The 16,275-nt window shown below is 63.2% G+C and carries 13 protein-coding genes; 7 read left to right on the top strand and 6 right to left on the bottom strand.

What is annotated here, in order from left to right; all coding sequences use genetic code 11:
- Window positions 1-265: 265 nt before the first annotated feature.
- Both OJ996_RS25245 and OJ996_RS25240 read right to left on the bottom strand, forming a co-directional pair.
- Window positions 266-3,841, bottom strand: a complete 3,576-nt coding sequence (locus tag OJ996_RS25245) for a hypothetical protein (protein WP_264516539.1) — start codon at window positions 3,839-3,841, stop codon at window positions 266-268.
- A gap of 162 nt (window positions 3,842-4,003) precedes the next feature.
- Window positions 4,004-4,900 carry a LysR family transcriptional regulator gene (locus OJ996_RS25240; RefSeq protein ID WP_264516538.1) on the bottom strand — a complete coding sequence of 299 codons (897 nt, stop codon included), beginning with the start codon at window positions 4,898-4,900 and terminating at the stop codon, window positions 4,004-4,006.
- A gap of 493 nt (window positions 4,901-5,393) precedes the next feature.
- On the opposite strand from OJ996_RS25240, the gene OJ996_RS25235 reads away from it, so the two are divergent.
- From OJ996_RS25235 to OJ996_RS25220, 4 genes are all read left to right on the top strand, one after another.
- Window positions 5,394-6,110, top strand: a complete 717-nt coding sequence (locus OJ996_RS25235) for a pirin family protein (RefSeq protein ID WP_264516537.1) — start codon at window positions 5,394-5,396, stop codon at window positions 6,108-6,110.
- Window positions 6,111-6,190: 80 nt separating this feature from the next.
- Window positions 6,191-6,814, top strand: coding sequence for a YceI family protein (locus tag OJ996_RS25230; RefSeq protein WP_264516536.1), 624 nt, complete (start codon window positions 6,191-6,193; stop codon window positions 6,812-6,814).
- A gap of 199 nt (window positions 6,815-7,013) precedes the next feature.
- On the top strand, window positions 7,014-7,601 hold the full coding sequence (locus tag OJ996_RS25225) for a L,D-transpeptidase family protein (RefSeq protein ID WP_264516535.1): 588 nt from the start codon (window positions 7,014-7,016) through the stop codon (window positions 7,599-7,601).
- A 48-nt stretch (window positions 7,602-7,649) separates the two neighbouring features.
- Entirely contained in the window at window positions 7,650-8,507 is an 858-nt protein-coding gene (locus OJ996_RS25220) for a type 1 glutamine amidotransferase domain-containing protein (RefSeq protein WP_264516534.1), read from the top strand.
- Window positions 8,508-8,534: 27 nt separating this feature from the next.
- Here OJ996_RS25220 and OJ996_RS25215 read toward each other — a convergent pair whose 3' ends face one another.
- Both OJ996_RS25215 and OJ996_RS25210 read right to left on the bottom strand, forming a co-directional pair.
- Window positions 8,535-10,097, bottom strand: a complete 1,563-nt coding sequence (locus tag OJ996_RS25215; protein WP_264516533.1) for an integrin alpha — start codon at window positions 10,095-10,097, stop codon at window positions 8,535-8,537.
- 136 nt (window positions 10,098-10,233) lie between these two features.
- On the bottom strand, window positions 10,234-10,746 hold the full coding sequence (locus OJ996_RS25210) for a gamma carbonic anhydrase family protein (protein ID WP_264516532.1): 513 nt from the start codon (window positions 10,744-10,746) through the stop codon (window positions 10,234-10,236).
- A gap of 222 nt (window positions 10,747-10,968) precedes the next feature.
- Between OJ996_RS25210 and OJ996_RS25205 the strand changes: the two genes are divergently transcribed.
- From OJ996_RS25205 to OJ996_RS25195, 3 genes are all read left to right on the top strand, one after another.
- Window positions 10,969-11,787, top strand: a complete 819-nt coding sequence (locus tag OJ996_RS25205) for a hypothetical protein (RefSeq protein ID WP_264516531.1) — start codon at window positions 10,969-10,971, stop codon at window positions 11,785-11,787.
- A 71-nt stretch (window positions 11,788-11,858) separates the two neighbouring features.
- Window positions 11,859-14,057 carry a PAS domain-containing protein gene (locus OJ996_RS25200; RefSeq protein ID WP_264516530.1) on the top strand — a complete coding sequence of 733 codons (2,199 nt, stop codon included), beginning with the start codon at window positions 11,859-11,861 and terminating at the stop codon, window positions 14,055-14,057.
- A gap of 61 nt (window positions 14,058-14,118) precedes the next feature.
- Window positions 14,119-14,559: a response regulator gene (locus OJ996_RS25195; protein WP_264516529.1), complete on the top strand. Its 441-nt coding sequence runs from the start codon at window positions 14,119-14,121 to the stop codon at window positions 14,557-14,559.
- Between the two features lie 147 nt (window positions 14,560-14,706).
- On the opposite strand, the gene OJ996_RS25190 is transcribed toward OJ996_RS25195, so the two are convergent.
- Window positions 14,707-15,135, bottom strand: a complete 429-nt coding sequence (locus tag OJ996_RS25190; protein WP_264516528.1) for an SMI1/KNR4 family protein — start codon at window positions 15,133-15,135, stop codon at window positions 14,707-14,709.
- A partial coding sequence (locus tag OJ996_RS25185; RefSeq protein WP_264516527.1) for an RHS repeat-associated core domain-containing protein occupies window positions 15,135-16,275 on the bottom strand: 1,141 nt, incomplete at its 5' end. The genes OJ996_RS25185 and OJ996_RS25190, both read right to left, overlap by 1 nt.

Genomic DNA, 16,275 nt, shown 5'->3' with positions numbered 1-16,275 from the left:
ATGCGGGGTTCCCCGGACGAGGGTGGGAAGGCTGCCGGGGTCCCTTCGTCCGCTCACGGAGTGAGCGGACTACCTTCAGATCTCGGCGGGGGAGAGCCAGCGGAAGCTGGTGACTAGAAGGAAAGGTGGTGGAGGAGTTCGGGCTGGGAGGGTGTGAGGGGAGGGAAAAAGGCCGGAGCGGGATGGCGGGACGCGGGGTTCCTAGGACGAGGGTGGGAAGGCTGCCGGGGTCCGTTCGTCCGCTCACGGAGTGAGCGGACTACTTTCAGATCTCGGCGGGGGAGAGCCAGCGGAAGCGGGTGACGATGAAGCGGCGGCCGAAGTCGCCGGGCTGGCCGGGATCGAGAGGGTTCAGGCCGCTGTCGTCGACGCGGATGGGCTCGGGGGTGCGCTGGACGATGGCCTCGCACCAAGCACGGGCCTGGACATTGCCATCGCCATCGACGGCATCGCCGTAGGTGCGGATGACGAAGGTGTCCGAGCGAGCGGAGATCACCGGACCAAGGACTTGGAGGAGGTCGGCTTGGGTCAGGAAGGAGGTCGCACCCCATGCCATGCTGTTCGGCTTGAGGGTCTGCTCGAGGCCGGTGGGATCGCCAATGTTATCCGGGTGGCTGTAGTTCGGCAGCGAGGTGTTGTTGTTGAGCGGATAGGCGCTCACGAAGCCCTTGTTGATCTCGGCGCGATCGATGGCGGCCTGCAGCGGGCCCATCCGCCCGGCAGCCGATTCGGCGAGGCGGCGGTTCACGAAATCGGAGAGAGAAAGGAAGGGGCCGCGGATCTTCACTTCCTCCACAATGGCGTGGGCGAGAGAATCGATCTCGCCCTCGGTCAGGACGCGGTAGCCTGCCCATGCGGCATCGCCATCGGGTCGATCGCCGGTTTTCCATGCAGAGCCGGGCGGATTGAGCACGCGCGGGAAAGGCGCACCGCCGGAATCGTCGTAGCCGACCTTACGGGTGGAGCCGAGCAGCGCCTTCCATGCCTCGACGCGGGTGGAATTCACGTTGAAGGAGCCATCCACCATCAACTGGCTGGCTGCCTTGTGGAAATCGACGAGGGCGTCGCTGGCATCGGGATCCGCCGAGGCGAGGCGCATGCGCCCGTTGGGAAGCGGGTTCTCCTCCGGATCCGCGACGAAGGAGCGTTTTTCAGTATCGGTGCCGGTGGAAAGGAAGTAGCGATCCCAGAGAGTGCGGTTGGCCTCGAAGGAGAGATCGTAGACCAGGTTATCGCTGGCGGGAGTGCCGCCAAGCATGGCGCGGGCATTCGCGGCCCATTCGCCCTTGCCCTTGGCGCGCTGGGAATCGAGCGACCAGCCGATCTCATTCTCGTGGAAGCCCCCCACACCGGCGGACTGGCTGCTGGTGCCAAGGGCAGCGGTGTGGGCCAGGCCGGAGTAACCGCCCTTGCCCAAGCGGGGATCAGCAAGCGAATTGCCGATGGCGCTGGAGGGATGCCAGATGAGGTCGGAGATCTTCGCGTGCTGAAGCTGGGCGAGGGAGACGATGCCAGTTTCGTTCCGCGGCACGTCGAAGAGGACATAGCGGTCCGCACCTTCCTGCGGCGGGCCGAAGGGATTGCCATGATACTTGCCATTCCGCGGCACGGGCGCCTGCTGCTGCCAGCTCACGGCCTGATCGTAGAGATCGCGGGTGTAAGCACCGAAGAAGTAGGGCCCGCCACCGACGCCCTGAACCGCGAGGGTTCCGGCGATGTTATCCCAAGGCGAGCGCATGATGTAAGAGGCGCGGGGATTCCAGTTCGCGAGCACGGCATCCTCGAAGTGCGGGGTGCCACGGAGAGGTCCGGAGTTCGCGAGATTCGATGGGTGCTCGCGGAACCAGCGGAGGCGGATGCCTTCCCGGGTGCGGACATTCGGGATGGTCGAAGGGCGAGGGTCGTTGCGGGCGAGGAGCTGCATGGGCATGCGCTCGTAGTTGCTCCAGGCGATGCGCGGTTCCTTGCCATCCCCGAACTGGAGGGAGGCGGAGAGGACGGAAACCTGAGGCAGGGCATCGAAGGCCTCGAAGGAGATCCCGCTGGAACCTCCCAAGTCCTTCACGACGATGCGGGTGTCATCGCTCTGGTTCAGCACTCCCCCACCCCATGCCGGCGTGGGCGCGTACCAGAACTTGAGCGGGCGGAAGCCCATGCTGCCGCTGATATCGCTGCCGGAGACGTAGTAGGCGCGACCGGGATCGGGTGCCACCTCGCAGCTCAGCTCGTTCCGCGAAAGATCGTAAGGTCCGGGACGATAGGGGCTGAGACCATCGTACTCGGCGGAGCGGGCGGGCGAAAAGACGAGGCACTCGCCCGGGCCGAACTGGGTGGCGGGCACGCTGAAATAGTAGGAGCCCATGTAGGGATCGTTGTAGCCGACCGAGTTCATGATGTTCCCGGTATTGAAAGAGGTGCTGCGGCCGCCCTCGAAATTGAGCCACTGAGTCGGGCCTCCGATATCATTCTCCGTCCACATCTCCTGGCGGCCGTTCCCCTGGATCATGACCAGCATGCTGCGGGAGGAAAGGGTGACATTGTACGGGTTCCATAGTACCACCCGCGGGTACATGAGCTGCCGCAACTGATAGCGATTACCGGTAGACGAGGCCGACACGATGTAGGTGCTCATCTGGGTGTAGTTTGAAGCTTCAACCAAAACCGGCTGGAGGACCGAGCGGCGGTTGCCGGTCAGCTTCACGGCGGACTCATTGCAGAGGGCGCGGCTCCGGCTTTCCGAGGCCAGAGAGGAATCGAGTTCCGGCACCGCGGAAGCGACACTGCCTCCACCGAAGGCGACCGTGGCACGGGCCCAATCCCGCAGCAGGCCGAAGCGTGGTCCTGAGCGCTGGTGGCGGGCGGAGGTGGAGCTTTTCATCTGGTCCGCCTCCACGCCGACCAAGGAATCGTCATCACTCAAACCACCGAGACCGGACTTGCCCGGGATGCTGCCGGTGCTGGCGAAGTAGGCGGTGAGATCGCGCTTCAAACCGCCGCCCGCGGCATCCGCCAGCACACCCATGGAATCCACGGTGAAATCGAAGGCATGCTCGCGGGCCCACTCCGTGCCTGCGGCAAGTTGCGCGGTGCCGGCGGTAGCCAAGCGAGCTTCCGATTCTTCTTCCAGGTCGGCCATGCCCGACATCATCGCCAGGTCGGCGGACTGCGAGCTCATCACGCGGAAGATGCCTCCATCCGTGGGATTCGTGCGGGAGGCTTGGACCTGCGAGCGCGGATCACGGGTGCCGACATTCGCGCGGACACCGAGATCGCCGGTCCACCATGCGAGGTGGCCGGAGGTGTTGCCCGAAGCATCCGCCACCTCGACGCGGGGAACCACCAACTCCGGATCTTTTGAAGCATCCGGATCGAGGCTGCGCATCAGGATGACGGAGTCCTTGAGGTAGTCCTTCGCGGGATCGAGGTCTCGGCCGCTGACCAGCCACTCGAAAGCGCTTGGGCGAGGAGTCGCGGGATCAAGGAAGCGGCTATCTTTCAGGCCGCCACCGAGGTCATCCCGGGTGGTAAAGGGTGTCCCATCCGGACGAGTGCTGCGCCAGACTCCGGTCCAGTGCGGGTTCGCGATCTCCTCGCCCAGCAATTCGGCGGTGGCGGTAACACGTTGATCCGGTCCCGCGGCCTTCTGAAGCTGGCCGATCGCTTCCACCAGTGCCATGCGGGCATTTGCCCTGGCGACGGCACTGTAATCCTGGCTGACAGACTTCTTCAGTTCGATGGAAGTCAGCCCCATCAGACCCAAGGTCAGGGTAAGGATCAGGACCAGCATGATGATGCAGGCCACCAGCGCGAACCCGGGGGCGGAGTCACGACGGTACCGCATAGGCTGGAGCGATCCAGTCACAGGAACGTATTTACATGGTGTTTCCAGATTGCGCGAGCGGGAAATTGGTCGAAGTGGTGACAAATCGACCCGGACTTTTGAACCCGGGGCCTTATGCAGCAAGGGATGTGCCGCAAAGCGGGGTAGCCCGGGAAGACCGGCTCAGCCGGACTCCTTCTCCTCTTCCGCCGCAACAGCCCGCATCTCTTCAACAAAAACCTGAACAACCGGAGATATGTCACGCCCAAGGGGCACTCCGGCGGCCACGCAGACCGGTTCCGGCTCCGGCTCGATGGGGCGGGTGAGCACCCGGTCGAAGCGGCTTTCCGCCGTGACAATGGCGACTCCCAAGCCGGCGGCGAGGGCCGCGCCGAGGCTGGTGACGCCATCGAATTCCCCCGCCACCTTTGCCTGCAGGCCGTGCTCGCGGAAGAGGCGGGTGACGGCCTGCCAGTACTCGGGATAGTCGGCGCGGGAGTAGAGCAGGAGCTTCTGGCCATCCAGATCCGCGAGGGAGATTTTCTTCTTTTTCGCGAGCGGGTGGGCCTCCGGGACGGCCAGGCCCATGCGGTGGCGGCGGATGGTGGTCCAGCCGACGGACTGGGTATCGCCCTCCCACGGGACGGTGACGACCACATCCAGATTCCCCTGCGCCAAGCCGTCCCGCATCTCCGCGCTGGAAAGGTCCGAAAGCAGCACCCGGACGCGGGGGTGGATCTGCGAGAAGCGCTCAAGCGCGTGGCCGAGGAGGGAGCCGGCGAGCGAGGGGGCATAGCCGATGCGAAGGGGTTCGCCGCCCTCTGCGGTGGCGCGGACTTGTTTCACGACGCGTTCCGCGCGGTCGAGGAGCTTGCCGCCTTCCTCCAGCAGGGTCTTGCCGGCGGGGGTGAGATTGACGGAATGGGCACCGCGGGTGAAGAGCTCGACGCCGAGCTCTTCCTCGAGCGCCTTGATCTGGCGGCTGAGGGCGGGCTGGGTGAGATGCATGCGTTTGGCCGCCGCGGTGATGCTGCCTTCTTCGGCTGCGGCGAGGAAGAGCTGGAGCTGCCGTAATTCCATGGGCGAGGAGGGAAGGACTATCCGGCTATTCGCGGATCATCAAGCGGAGTAAAGGCTGTAGTAAGGAAGAAGTGCCGAGTGAGCAGTGGAAAGGCAAGGAGCGGTCCAGGGTCGAGTCAGAACATGGGTAACACTTTGGGTTCGCTACGTAGGTAATACTCCTGAGGGTGCGCTATGCTTATGCACCGGTTGAGTTCCGATTGCCCTGGGGCTTTGGAGCAGGCGAAGGTTCCAGGCGGTGTTTCGATCCGGGAGCTCCTCGTGCCCCTACAGGGCACCGATGTTCTTGCGGGGTGACCCAGGGTTGCGTCGCGATGCTCCTTACCCTGGGCTATCTCCTTGTCGCCCCTTTGGGGCTTTTGAGGGGCGTCGGAGGTGAGTCGGAGGTGAGTCGGGCCGGAGGCTCCGCGCTCCCGGGGGCTGGCGCGTTACTGCATGCTGAGCCTGTCCAGACGGCATTAGCCGCCTGCGGGATTCATGGCAGGATGGGGACGTGAAAACGAACACCGACCTGACCATCCGCCGCTCCGGGGAGCGGGGCCACGTGGATCACGGCTGGCTCGACAGCCGCTTCACCTTTTCCTTCGCCGACTACTACGACCCCGCGCACATGGGCTTCCGCTCGCTGCGGGTGATCAACGACGACATCGTGGCCCCGGGCGGTGGCTTCCCGATGCATCCGCACCGGGACATGGAGATCTTCTCCTACCTGCTGGAAGGGCAGCTGGCCCACCAGGACAGCATGGGGAACTCGCGGGTGATCTCCCCCGGCCAGATCCAGGTGATGAGCGCCGGATCCGGGGTGACGCACTCGGAATTCAACCCCTCCGCCACGGAGAAGACGCACCTGCTGCAGATCTGGATCACGCCGGACCGCCGGGGTCTGCAGCCGCGCTACACGGAGTGGGCCCCCGCTCCGGAGCAGGAAGCCGCCTCCAAGGTGCTGGTGATCTCCCGCGACGGGCGCGACCACTCCGCCACCATTTCCCAAGATGCCGAGATCTGGCGGCTGAAGCTCCAGCCGGGTGAAAGCAGCGCGCACACGCTGGCCCCGGGCCGCGGGCTCTGGCTGCACCTGATCCGGGGGCGAGCCGACTTCAACGGCGCGGGAATATCCCCAGGGGATGCGGTCTCCAGCGAACGCGCGGGGGAATACACCCTCACCGCCGGGGAAGAAGCGGTGGAAGCCCTGCTGTTTGACCTCGGCTGAAAGCTCTCCAAAGTGCGGAGTTTCCCACCATTCCCAAGTCACGAACCGAAACGATCAACCTAGATAGAAACAACAAGACCATGAAAGCATACCTCGCCCTCCCTGCCGCATTCGCCGTGCTGAGCCTCGCCTCCTGCGAGAACCCGGCGGAAAAGACTGCCAACGCCGACGTGAAAGGCGCGGTCGAGAAGACCGCCGATAACGCCGCCGGCACGAAGTACGTCTTCACGCCCGCCTCCAAGATCGAGTTCACCGGCTCCAAGGTGACCGGCAAGCACGACGGCGGTTTCAAGACCTTCACCGGCTACTTCACCGTGAAAGACGGCGTGGCGGTAGGCAACGACCACAAGGTCACGATCGACATGAACTCGACCTTCTCCGACGACGAGAAGCTGACGGGTCACCTGAAGAGCGGCGACTTCTTCGACGTGGAGAAGTTCCCCGAGACCACCTTCGACGTGACGGAGCTGAAGAAGAACTCCGATACCGCCTACACGGTGTCCGGAAACTTCAAGCTGCACGGCGTGGAGAAGAACATCAGCTTCCCCGCTACCGTGAGCCAGAACGGCGATGCGGTCTCGATCAAGGCCGAGTTCGACATCAACCGTAAGGACTTCGGCATCGTCTACGCCGGACAGGCCGACAACCTGATCCGCGACGAGGTCGTGATCCGCCTCGACCTGGAGGCCAAGCCGGGTGCATGAAGCGCCTAGGCAGCACCTGTAAATCTAACGCATGAGGGCGGCCGGAAGAGATTCCGGCCGCCCTTTTTTGTCCCTGTTAGGGGCGGCAGGAATGCCCGGAAAGCTTATGCCGGAATGGATTGCGGATATTTTGGTTTACCGAAGAGCTTTGCGCGCGGCCCGATCCGTGCTAGAAATCGGCCCCGAGTTTCCTCATCGCATGGCACCGATCCTACTGTCCCGTCCCCTTGGCGCCCTCTCTGCCGGTCTCTGCCTGGCCCTGATCTCCTGCGCCGCGCCGCCACGAATCATCGATAAGACGAAGCCGGCCCAGCGGGCGGAGTTCGTGATGTACGAGTGGCATGACGACCAAGGCCCCGGGACGGTGAAGATCCGGATCAACCTTTCCGAGCAGCGGGCAACCTACACGCGCGGCGGGCGGGATATCGGCTGGTCCTACGTGGCTACGGGCAAGGAAGGCCATGGCACACCCTCAGGGACTTACCGGATCACGGAAAAGATCGTGGACAAGCACTCGAACCGCTATGGCTGGATCGAGAACGAGTGGGGTGAAATCACCAACGGCGACGCGACGCCGGGCAGCAAGAAGGAGCCGGGCGAGCGCTACGTGCCCGCGCCGATGCCCTACTGGATGCGGCTGACGAGCTACGGCATCGGCATGCATGCGGGGGTGATCCCGCAGCCGGGCGAGACCGCATCCCACGGCTGCATCCGCCTGCCGAAGGAACTGGCGCCGATCCTCTTCGATGCAGTTAGCGTCGGGACCTCGGTTTCGATCGTGCATTAAGCAGAATCCGGCCCTTGCGGGGGGCGGAATCGGGGCTAGGGATGCGGCATGATTACACGCCTCCTCGCCACCGCCGCCCTCGTTTTCACTGCTGCAGCGTCATCCGCGGTGGCGCAGGTGAAGAAGCCGATCCTGCTGGTACTGACCAACGAGGCAAAGCTCGGGAAGACGCAGGGGCGGACGGGATTCTACCTCTCCGAGGCGGCGCATCCCTACGAGGTCTTCAAGAAGGCGGGCTACAAGGTGACGCTGGCGAGCCCGCTGGGCGGATTCGCGCCGCTGGACCCGAAGAGCTTCGACGAGAAGGACGGGGCGAACGCGGCTTTCTGGAAAGAATACGGGTCCGGCGCGGAGAAGAATGCCACGCTGGGCGTGAAGCAGACGATCTCCCTGAGCGGGGTGAATCCGGCGGACTACTCGGCGGTCTTCTTCGCCGGTGGTCACGGGACGATGTGGGACTTCCGCGGAAACAAGGATGTGAACCGGGTGGCAGCGACGATCTATGAGGACGGCGGCGCGGTGGGCGCGGTGTGCCACGGCCCCGCGGCGCTGGTGGATGTGAAGCTCAGCGACGGCACCCCGCTGGTGAAGGGCAAGAAGGTGGCCGCATTCACCAATGAGGAAGAAGAGGCCGTGGGACTCGCGGGAGTCGTGCCCTTCCTGCTGCAAAGCAAGCTGGAAGAGGCCGGTGCCTCCCATGTGGCGGCAGAGAATTTCCAAGCGAACGCGGTGGCGGACGGTCGCCTGGTGACCGGGCAGAACCCGGCATCCGCGACCAAGACGGCGGAGCTGTTAGTCGCTGCGCTGACGGAGGCAGATGCCGGGGATGAAGCTGCACCGGCAGAGGAGAAGAAGGAAGAAGAGGTGCCGAAGGCCGAAGCGGTGGAAGAGCCGGAAGCCGAGTAACCACTAGGGCCTTGCGGACCTTCTAAATCAGCGGCGGCACAGGATGGCCTGCACCACGCCCACGGCGGAGGCGGCGACGATCTTTCCTCCTTCCTTCGAGGTGATGACCTTGGTCCTGGCCAAGTCGGCCGTGAGCAAGGTTACCGCGGCCAGGTAGCGGCCGGGCTTCTTGGTATCGAGAGCAGGCAGCGTGGCATAGCGGTCGGCCAGCGTCGTACCGGTCGCGTTGAGGCGGTTCGGTACCTGGCTGTCGACTCCCAGCATCAGGACGGTGGCGTCCATGATCGAGTTCACCACGGCATCCACGTCGTCGAGAATGCCGTCGCCGTCGGTATCCGGCACGGGGATCTCCTGCTCGATGTACCAGAAGTTCGCGAGACCCTTCCCGCCGGTGGTCGCATCGGTCACCATGTTCTCGCCGAGCGCGAAACCGAAGTCCGCGAGCGGCTTCATGCCGGTACCCAAGCCCGTGAAGGGTGCCGCCGCCAGTTGCTCGAAGAGCACGCTGGAATCGGCCCCCGAGATGATCCGCACGCCGCCCGAAGCCGAGGGCGTGGTCGGACTCAGACCGGGCGAGCCGATCAGGTAGTCCGGGATCGCGTCGCCGTCGAAGTCGAGGCTGCCGCCGACGTTCAGAGCCTGAGTGAGACCCGGCACCGATAGATCCTTGATCAGGCTCAGGTCCGTGCCCGAAACCACGGAGGCGACGCTGGAAAAGCTGCCCACCATCAGGTCGGCAATCCCGTCCCCGTTGGCATCTTCCGTAGGAGCAAGCGTGTAGCCCAGCCGGAAGGCCGCGCCGCTACCGATGAGCTGGGAACCCACAGCTCCGTCCGAACTCCGGTACGTCGTGACGCGACCCACGGCGCCCGCACTGGTGCGGTAGTTGTAAGCTCCCACGGCGACGTCCGCCTTACCGTCGGCATCGATGTCGCCGATGGTCGCCACGGCCGTGGCGAAAAGGCTGAAGCCAATGTCCGAATCGATGGTGCGGATCACCGAGCCATCCGATCCGGAGATCACATATACGGCACCGCGGCCGAAAGACGCCCCGGAAGCACCGGCATAGAGGTCGTCCTTCCCGTCACCGTTCTGGTCACCGGCGTTGGAGATCGCGCCACCGAGTTGTGAGCTCGCTGCTCCGGTGGCCATGGTGATCAGGGAACCATCAAGGCCGGAGTGAATGCGAATCATGCCCGCTCCGACTGAATAGCCAGGTGCTCCCACCGCCAAGTCCGTCACGCCATCTCCATCCGCATCCAGTGCCGCCAAGGAGATACCGAAGTACTGGGAGGAGACCGCGGCCGGGGGCAGGTAGGTCCGCAGATGGGAGCCGTCGGCCCCGCTTACGATGAATACGACGCCCGATGCGAACTGGCCACTAGAGCGGTAGCCGGGATCGGAGATTGCCAGATCGACCGTGCCGTCGCCGTTGATGTCTCCGACGGCGGCGAAGTTCGAACCGAGCTGCTGATTATCGGCCTCCGGGAGGAGGGTGAATGCCAATTCCGCCGCATGCAGCGGGAGGCAAGAACCGGCGGCCAGAAGGAGGGCCTTCAGCCGCAGGGGACGAGTCAGGGGTGTGTTCATGTAGGGTGTGGGTGTGCATGGCGACCCTACATTCTCACCCTAAAATACTAACAAATGTCAACGTTCCGTCTAACAGTTCGCTTTTGTTAATAATTAAATAGTTCGTAGATTCGATGCTTCCAGCCCTCGCTGGAGCTCAATCCCTTGCCAGATACTTCTTCGATTGGGTCACGTATTTTTCCGCCCAGACCTTCACCTTCTCCTGCTCCTCGGGGGAGAGTGTGCGCACTACCTTCGCCGGGGAACCGAGCACCAGCGATCCAGGCGGGACCACCGTTCCGCCCGTCACCAGGGCTCCGGCCCCGATGATCGAACGCTCGCCGATCACCGCGCCGTCCAGCACGATGGCGCCCATGCCCACCAGCACCTCGTCCTTGATCGTGCAGGCATGGAGGATGGCGGAGTGGCCGACGGTCACCAGCTCGCCGATGATGGTCGGCAGGTCGTCGGAGACATGGATCACCGCGCTGTCTTGCACGTTCGAGCGGGGCCCGATCACGATCTCGTTGATGTCGCCGCGGACCGTGGCGTTGTACCAGACGCTGCTTTCTGCCCCCAGCTTCACGCGCCCGATCACGTCTCCGCTCGCGGCGATGAAGGCGCTGGGATCGATCTGGGGGCTGTAGGATTCGTAGCGCTCGATGGCCATGGCGGAAGCTGTCCCACCGATCCGGCCCTGTCACCCGCGAATCCACCCTTCCCGCACCCGTCCGAAATCGCCCCCCGTTCGTGCGCTCCGCGAATGTGACGATTCACTGGACAGGGCCCGGAATCGCGCGGAGAAGTGCTGCGACGGCAATCACACGCTCTCCTCCAGGTCTGCCTTGACGAAGGGTCAAGGGGCGCTTGGTTTCCGCCCTCCCGCAGCTCCATGCAATCCTGCCTCATCGTCATCGGCCTCTTCATCCTTGCGCTCGCCCTGCGCTCGGCGCGGAAGGCGATGGTCCGGAAGGTGGGGGCGGTGGTCTTCTTAGGCGCCAGTTTCATGGCGGTCTTCTTCCTCACCGACTGCATGTGGTGGGGTATCGCGGGTGTTGCGGTCTGGTTCTTCCTTCCTTGGGTCGAGCTGCTCACCCGCATCCGCCGCATGCGCCTGCCGATGGAGAATCGGCTCCGCCAGCGCGAGGTGCCGGATCCCTCCTTCTTCCCGAATGCGGTGGAGGCGGCTTCCGCCATGGAGGAGGCGGGCTTCGAGCACGTGGATGACTGCGGCTGGGAATGGGGTGGCATGAAGCAGCACTTCCGCCTTTTCTGGCATCCGGAGGAGCGGGCCGTGAGTGCGGTCTGCCTCTGCGAGCAAGGCGATGTCGCCTTCGCCTTCATCTCGGTGACCTCCCGTGATAGCGCCGGGCGCATCCTCCGCACCACCAACTTCCCCTTCTCCCCCACCCTCAAGTGCCCCGGGAATATGCGCTGGAATCACGTGCCCTGCGAGCGGGCCTGCTTCCATGAGATCCTCCAGGATCACCAGCGCTTCCTCCGCCGCATGAACATCGAGGCGGATGCCCTGCGCATGCCGGACCCCGATGAGATCGAGGAGTCGATCGAAGCGGAGATGAAGACCCAGATCCGCCATAACCTGAAGGCGGGAATCATCCGCGAAACCGGGGATGGTCACTTCGAGTATTCCTTCCGCGGCCTCCTCTTCCTGTGGGGTCAGTTCGTGAAGGACATGGTGCGCCTCTGCTGAAGCTGCGGGGTCGCCGGCAGCATTTCATTCGCGCATTTACACCGGACCTTTCCCGTGTTCTGATAGAGATGGTGAAAATCCATCCTCCAGCAGGTGGTCTCGTCGCCGCTGCCGCGATCTTCGGCGGCACTGTCTGGCTGATGACGGGGCCGGCCCTCACCGCGGGCAGGATCAGTGCGGGTGCCGTGGTCTTGCTTGCCGCAGGTTACCTCACCGGCAGCCGGGGCCGGGGCGGCATCTCAGGGGGAGGAGATGAATCCGCCGTCGTCCGCTTGGCCGAGATCAACCGCGAGCTCGAAGGGAAATTGGAGCAAGGCCGACAGTCCCGCGACGAGCTGGAGCACTACTTCGAGATGCTCATGGCGAATGTTCCGGCCAACATCTATTTCAAGGATACCAAGTCTCGCTTCCTGCGAGTGAACCAGAGCATGGCCGCCTGGGTCGGCCGCGGGCATCCGGAGGATCTCGTGGGCAAGACCGACCACGACCTCTTCGGACCCGAGCATGCGGATGAAGCCCGGTCGGTGGAGATGCAGATCGTGAAGACCGGAGCCTCCATCACCGGACTGGTGGAACGCGAGATCTTCCCGGATGGCAAGGTCGGCTGGGTGCTTACCAACAAGATGCCCTTCCGTGATCGAGCCGGTCACATCATCGGCACCTTCGGCATGTCCAGCGACGTGAGCGAGCTGGTCGAGACCCAGCACATCCTTGAGCGCGAACGGAACATGCTACGCTCCCTCATCGATGGCTTCCCGGACAAGATCTTCGCCCGCGATCTCCAGCGCCGCTATCTCGTAGTGAACAAGGCCATGGCGGACTGGGTCGGTGCCAAATCGCCGGAAGACATGATCGGGAAGACACCTGCGGATTACTTTCCGGAGGTCGTCGTCCGCACCGGCAAGGAAGAAGACCTTCGCATGGTCGAAACCGGCGATCCCGTGCTCAACCGCGAATGGCATCTCGAACTCCGCAAGGGTGACCTCCATTACTTCGTCACCACCAAGGTGCTGCTGCATGATGCCGACGGCAAGCCATGGGGCATCGTCGGGATGGACCGAGATGTCACCGAGCAACGTCGCGCGCAGGAGAAGGCGATCCAAGCCGAGCAGCGCATGCAGGAGATGATCGACAATAGTCCCGCAGTCATCGCGATGAAGGATCTCAAGGGCCGCTATCTCATGGTGAACCGCGGCTTCGAGGCTCTCTTCGGCCTCGAGCGAAAGGATGTCCTCGGCTTCACCGATCACCAGCTGATGGCGGACAAGGCGGCCGCGGACAAGTTCCGCAAGCACGACATCCTCGTTGCGGAGCGAGGCGAAGCGCTCCAAATGGATGAGGAACTCTATGTCGACAACGAGCCCCGTACTTACGTCTCGATGAAGTTCCCCCTGCGCGATCTCCGCGGGGAGTTGAAGGCGATCGGTTCAATCTCCACCGACATCACCGATCGCAAGGCTGCCGAGCAATCGATGCACCGGTTGAACGACGACCTCATCCATGCGAACGACGATCTGCGCCGCGCCCAAGAGCAACTCATCCAAGCGGAGAAGATGGAATCCGTCGGCCGTCTGGCGGCCGGTGTCGCTCACGAAGTGAAGAACCCGCTCGCCATGATTGGCATGGGGATCGAACTCCTCGCGCGCCGTGTCCCGGAGGAAGACGTGCAAGGCACTGAAACGATCGAGCGCATGAAGCGCGGCATCGACCGTGCGAAGAAGATCGTGAAGGGCCTCGTGGATTACTCCTCCGCCCGCCAGCTCTCGGTCGAGCCCAAGGACATCACCGAAGTGATCGGGGATGCACTTGCGCTGGTTGAATACCCGCTCCGCCAGGCTCATGTGAAACTGATCAAGGAACTCGATTCCGAATTACCCTCGGTGGCGGTGGATGCCACCAAGATGGAACAAGTGCTGGTCAATCTCATGATCAATGCCATGCACGCCATGCCGGAGGGCGGGACCCTGGTGGTGCGTGCCTACAGCAACATCCTCAGCGGCGTCCGCCGCGATGAAGGCGTCCGCACCGCCGGCCACCTGCGCGAGGGCGATCGCGTCGTCCGCATCGAGATCGACGACACGGGCACCGGCATCGAGGAAGGAAACATGTCGAAACTCTTCGATCCCTTCTTCACCACCAAGCCCACGGGCACCGGCACGGGTCTCGGCCTCGCCGTCTGCCGCAAGATCGTCGATCTCCACAGCGGCACCCTCGAACTCGAGAACCGGCCCGAAGGCGGCGTCCGCGCGTCCGTCACTCTCAAGGCGTAAATCACGCTCCCGAGCTTCACGCTTCTTGCTTCTCTCTCGCTGCTAGGTTAGAAGTGAGATTATGGATACCACCCGGATTCTCATCATCGACGACGAACCGGACTTCACCGCCCTCCTCAAAGCGAATCTCGAAGAGGTGGGTAATTTCGAAGTGATGGAGGTCAACGATTCCTCCCGCGCCCTGAAGGCCGCGAAGGAATTCCAGCCGGAGCTCTGCGTCATCGACGTGGTCATGCCCGGTCTCGACGGGGGCGATGTCGTCGCCCAGTTCCGCGCCGATCCCGAGCTCAAGGACCTCGCCGTCGTCATGCTGACCGCTCTGGTCGAAGAGAATCCGGACACTCCGGATGGCGAAACCCAGACCGGCGGCCTGCCCTTCGTCAGCAAGACTTCCGAATTCGGCACCATCCTCAGTTGCATCGAGAAGCACATCGAGGAATCCCGCGACCGCTCTGCCGCCGGCTCCACCTCCGGATCTTCCGAGGTTTGGGATATCGGCTGAAGCGGTCCGCCACACCGGCTCTTTTGGACTGGCGCGCTCCCCGGGAATTGTACCGTCTGCTATGAGAGTCCCCGGCGCGAGCCCCCAAAACCAACTCCAGCAGCAGTATTAGGATTGGGAGTAGCCTTGGCTCCACTATACGCGGCGTTAGCCCAAGCACTTGTTCAACAGGTAGTCCTCGAAGTGATCCGCGATCTTGGAGGTGCCTCCGAAATCATGGTCCGTAATCCAAATCTCTCCGTTCGGCTTCAGATAAACAGGATTTCCAGAGTGATCAGCGGAAATTACCAAGGCATCCGCAACACCCTGCCAGCCTTCGGAGCGGAATCGCTTGGTAACCTCAAACGCCGAAGCCTCGCTAGGCCCCATAGTATCCGCAGCCCTCAGCCCATAGATACTGAAAGGGCCGACAGTCGCGCCGCCATAGCGGCAGACGAACTGCTGATAGTCCTCTGGAAGTTGGAATCCGAAGACCCGAGCGGCTTCGACTACCTCAGATTCCTCCACAGGCTCAGCCCTCATAAAGGATGCTTCAGCGAACATTTCATCTAGTTTTTGCCAAGTTGTCTGGTTCATTAGTTTCCTCGACGGTTCAATTCATCTGTAGCGCGTTGCTTCCAATATTCGACGCGAGTCTTGTTAAAGGCATCGCGTTGTTCAGGCGTGAGGCCCATACCCTTCTGATTTCCGAAAGGATGCTGCTTCGTGTTTCCGATGGAATGGTTTGGCGCGGGCATCTCAATGATCGGACCAGCCGGATTCTGCTGATGGTGATGTAAGACGATTGGATCACCATTTTTCGTTTTCGCTGCAAAGCCGTGCTTCTGCATCGCCTTTAGAGTAGCATCATCCACATGCCCAAGATCGCGGACAGCTCTGAATTTTAGTCCGCCAAACTGCCTTACTGTATTATTTGCGGCCTGCTTGTAGCTGAACCCCAGCCCCTGACCGCCGGAACTCAGTGTCTCCGCCAGATTTGCGGATTCCTCGGTGACGTTTCGGGCCGTTTTGGCGGCATCCGCTGAGGTTGCGGCAACTTTGAGGGCCTTCGCGGTATCCTCAGCGTGGGACGCTATCTTCACCGCGGTGCTTGCCGCCTTAAAGCCCTTGGCTGCAAGCTGACCGGCCTTGCCGCCGCCCGCAGTTACCGCGGCCCCGGTGTAGTCGCCTTCCGCAGCCAATACCGCGGCGTCGAGCCCGTCCGCCACCTTACCGAGAACTGGCACGAAGCTTGCGGCTCCATTGATCGCGTGGACAGTTCCGGTCACCTTGCCCGAGTGCTTGGCCATGAAGGCTACTGGCGCGGGTGGGGCTCCGAACTTTTCCGCGGCCCAATCACCGAAGGACTGCATGAACAAGCCTTCTGGATCGAACGCGCTCCACGGGTTCTGCCTCACATAGGCGTAAACATTCGGGCCGTCCACGAAGCCCGCCGGATCGCGCGAGATGAACACCCCGGCCTCGAGGTCGCGGTAGCGGTGGCCTTCGTTGAGCAGGCCGGTGGGATCCTCGTCCTTGGTGTTGGCCCGCTGGCGCCCGGCATTGCTGCCGTCCTCCGCCGTGCGGGTGCCGAATGCCTCGTAGGTCGTCTGCCACGTGGCGGTGCCGCTGTCGCCGGAGGTCGAAACCACATCGCCGCGGGAATTGTAGGCATTGTAGGAGCGCTGGCCGGAGCGGATCGTGAACAGCACCCCGCCGACTCCTCCACCCCAATCG

Origin of the sequence: Luteolibacter rhizosphaerae (genome assembly GCF_025950095.1) — a bacterium.
Classification (GTDB): Bacteria; Verrucomicrobiota; Verrucomicrobiia; order Verrucomicrobiales; family Akkermansiaceae; genus Haloferula; species Haloferula rhizosphaerae.
Note: the sequence above shows the minus strand (reverse complement) of the source record. Positions and strands in the feature narration are given on the sequence as shown.

Coding starts and splice junctions, on each gene's coding strand:
- OJ996_RS25245 (WP_264516539.1), bottom strand. CDS start 3,841: ATGCGGTACCGTCGTGACTCCGCCCCCGGGTTCGCGCTGGTGGCCTGC.
- OJ996_RS25240 (WP_264516538.1), bottom strand. CDS start 4,900: ATGGAATTACGGCAGCTCCAGCTCTTCCTCGCCGCAGCCGAAGAAGGC.
- OJ996_RS25230 (WP_264516536.1), top strand. CDS start 6,191: ATGAAAGCATACCTCGCCCTCCCTGCCGCATTCGCCGTGCTGAGCCTC.
- OJ996_RS25225 (WP_264516535.1), top strand. CDS start 7,014: ATGGCACCGATCCTACTGTCCCGTCCCCTTGGCGCCCTCTCTGCCGGT.
- OJ996_RS25220 (WP_264516534.1), top strand. CDS start 7,650: ATGATTACACGCCTCCTCGCCACCGCCGCCCTCGTTTTCACTGCTGCA.
- OJ996_RS25215 (WP_264516533.1), bottom strand. CDS start 10,097: ATGAACACACCCCTGACTCGTCCCCTGCGGCTGAAGGCCCTCCTTCTG.
- OJ996_RS25210 (WP_264516532.1), bottom strand. CDS start 10,746: ATGGCCATCGAGCGCTACGAATCCTACAGCCCCCAGATCGATCCCAGC.
- OJ996_RS25205 (WP_264516531.1), top strand. CDS start 10,969: ATGCAATCCTGCCTCATCGTCATCGGCCTCTTCATCCTTGCGCTCGCC.
- OJ996_RS25195 (WP_264516529.1), top strand. CDS start 14,119: ATGGATACCACCCGGATTCTCATCATCGACGACGAACCGGACTTCACC.
- OJ996_RS25190 (WP_264516528.1), bottom strand. CDS start 15,135: ATGAACCAGACAACTTGGCAAAAACTAGATGAAATGTTCGCTGAAGCA.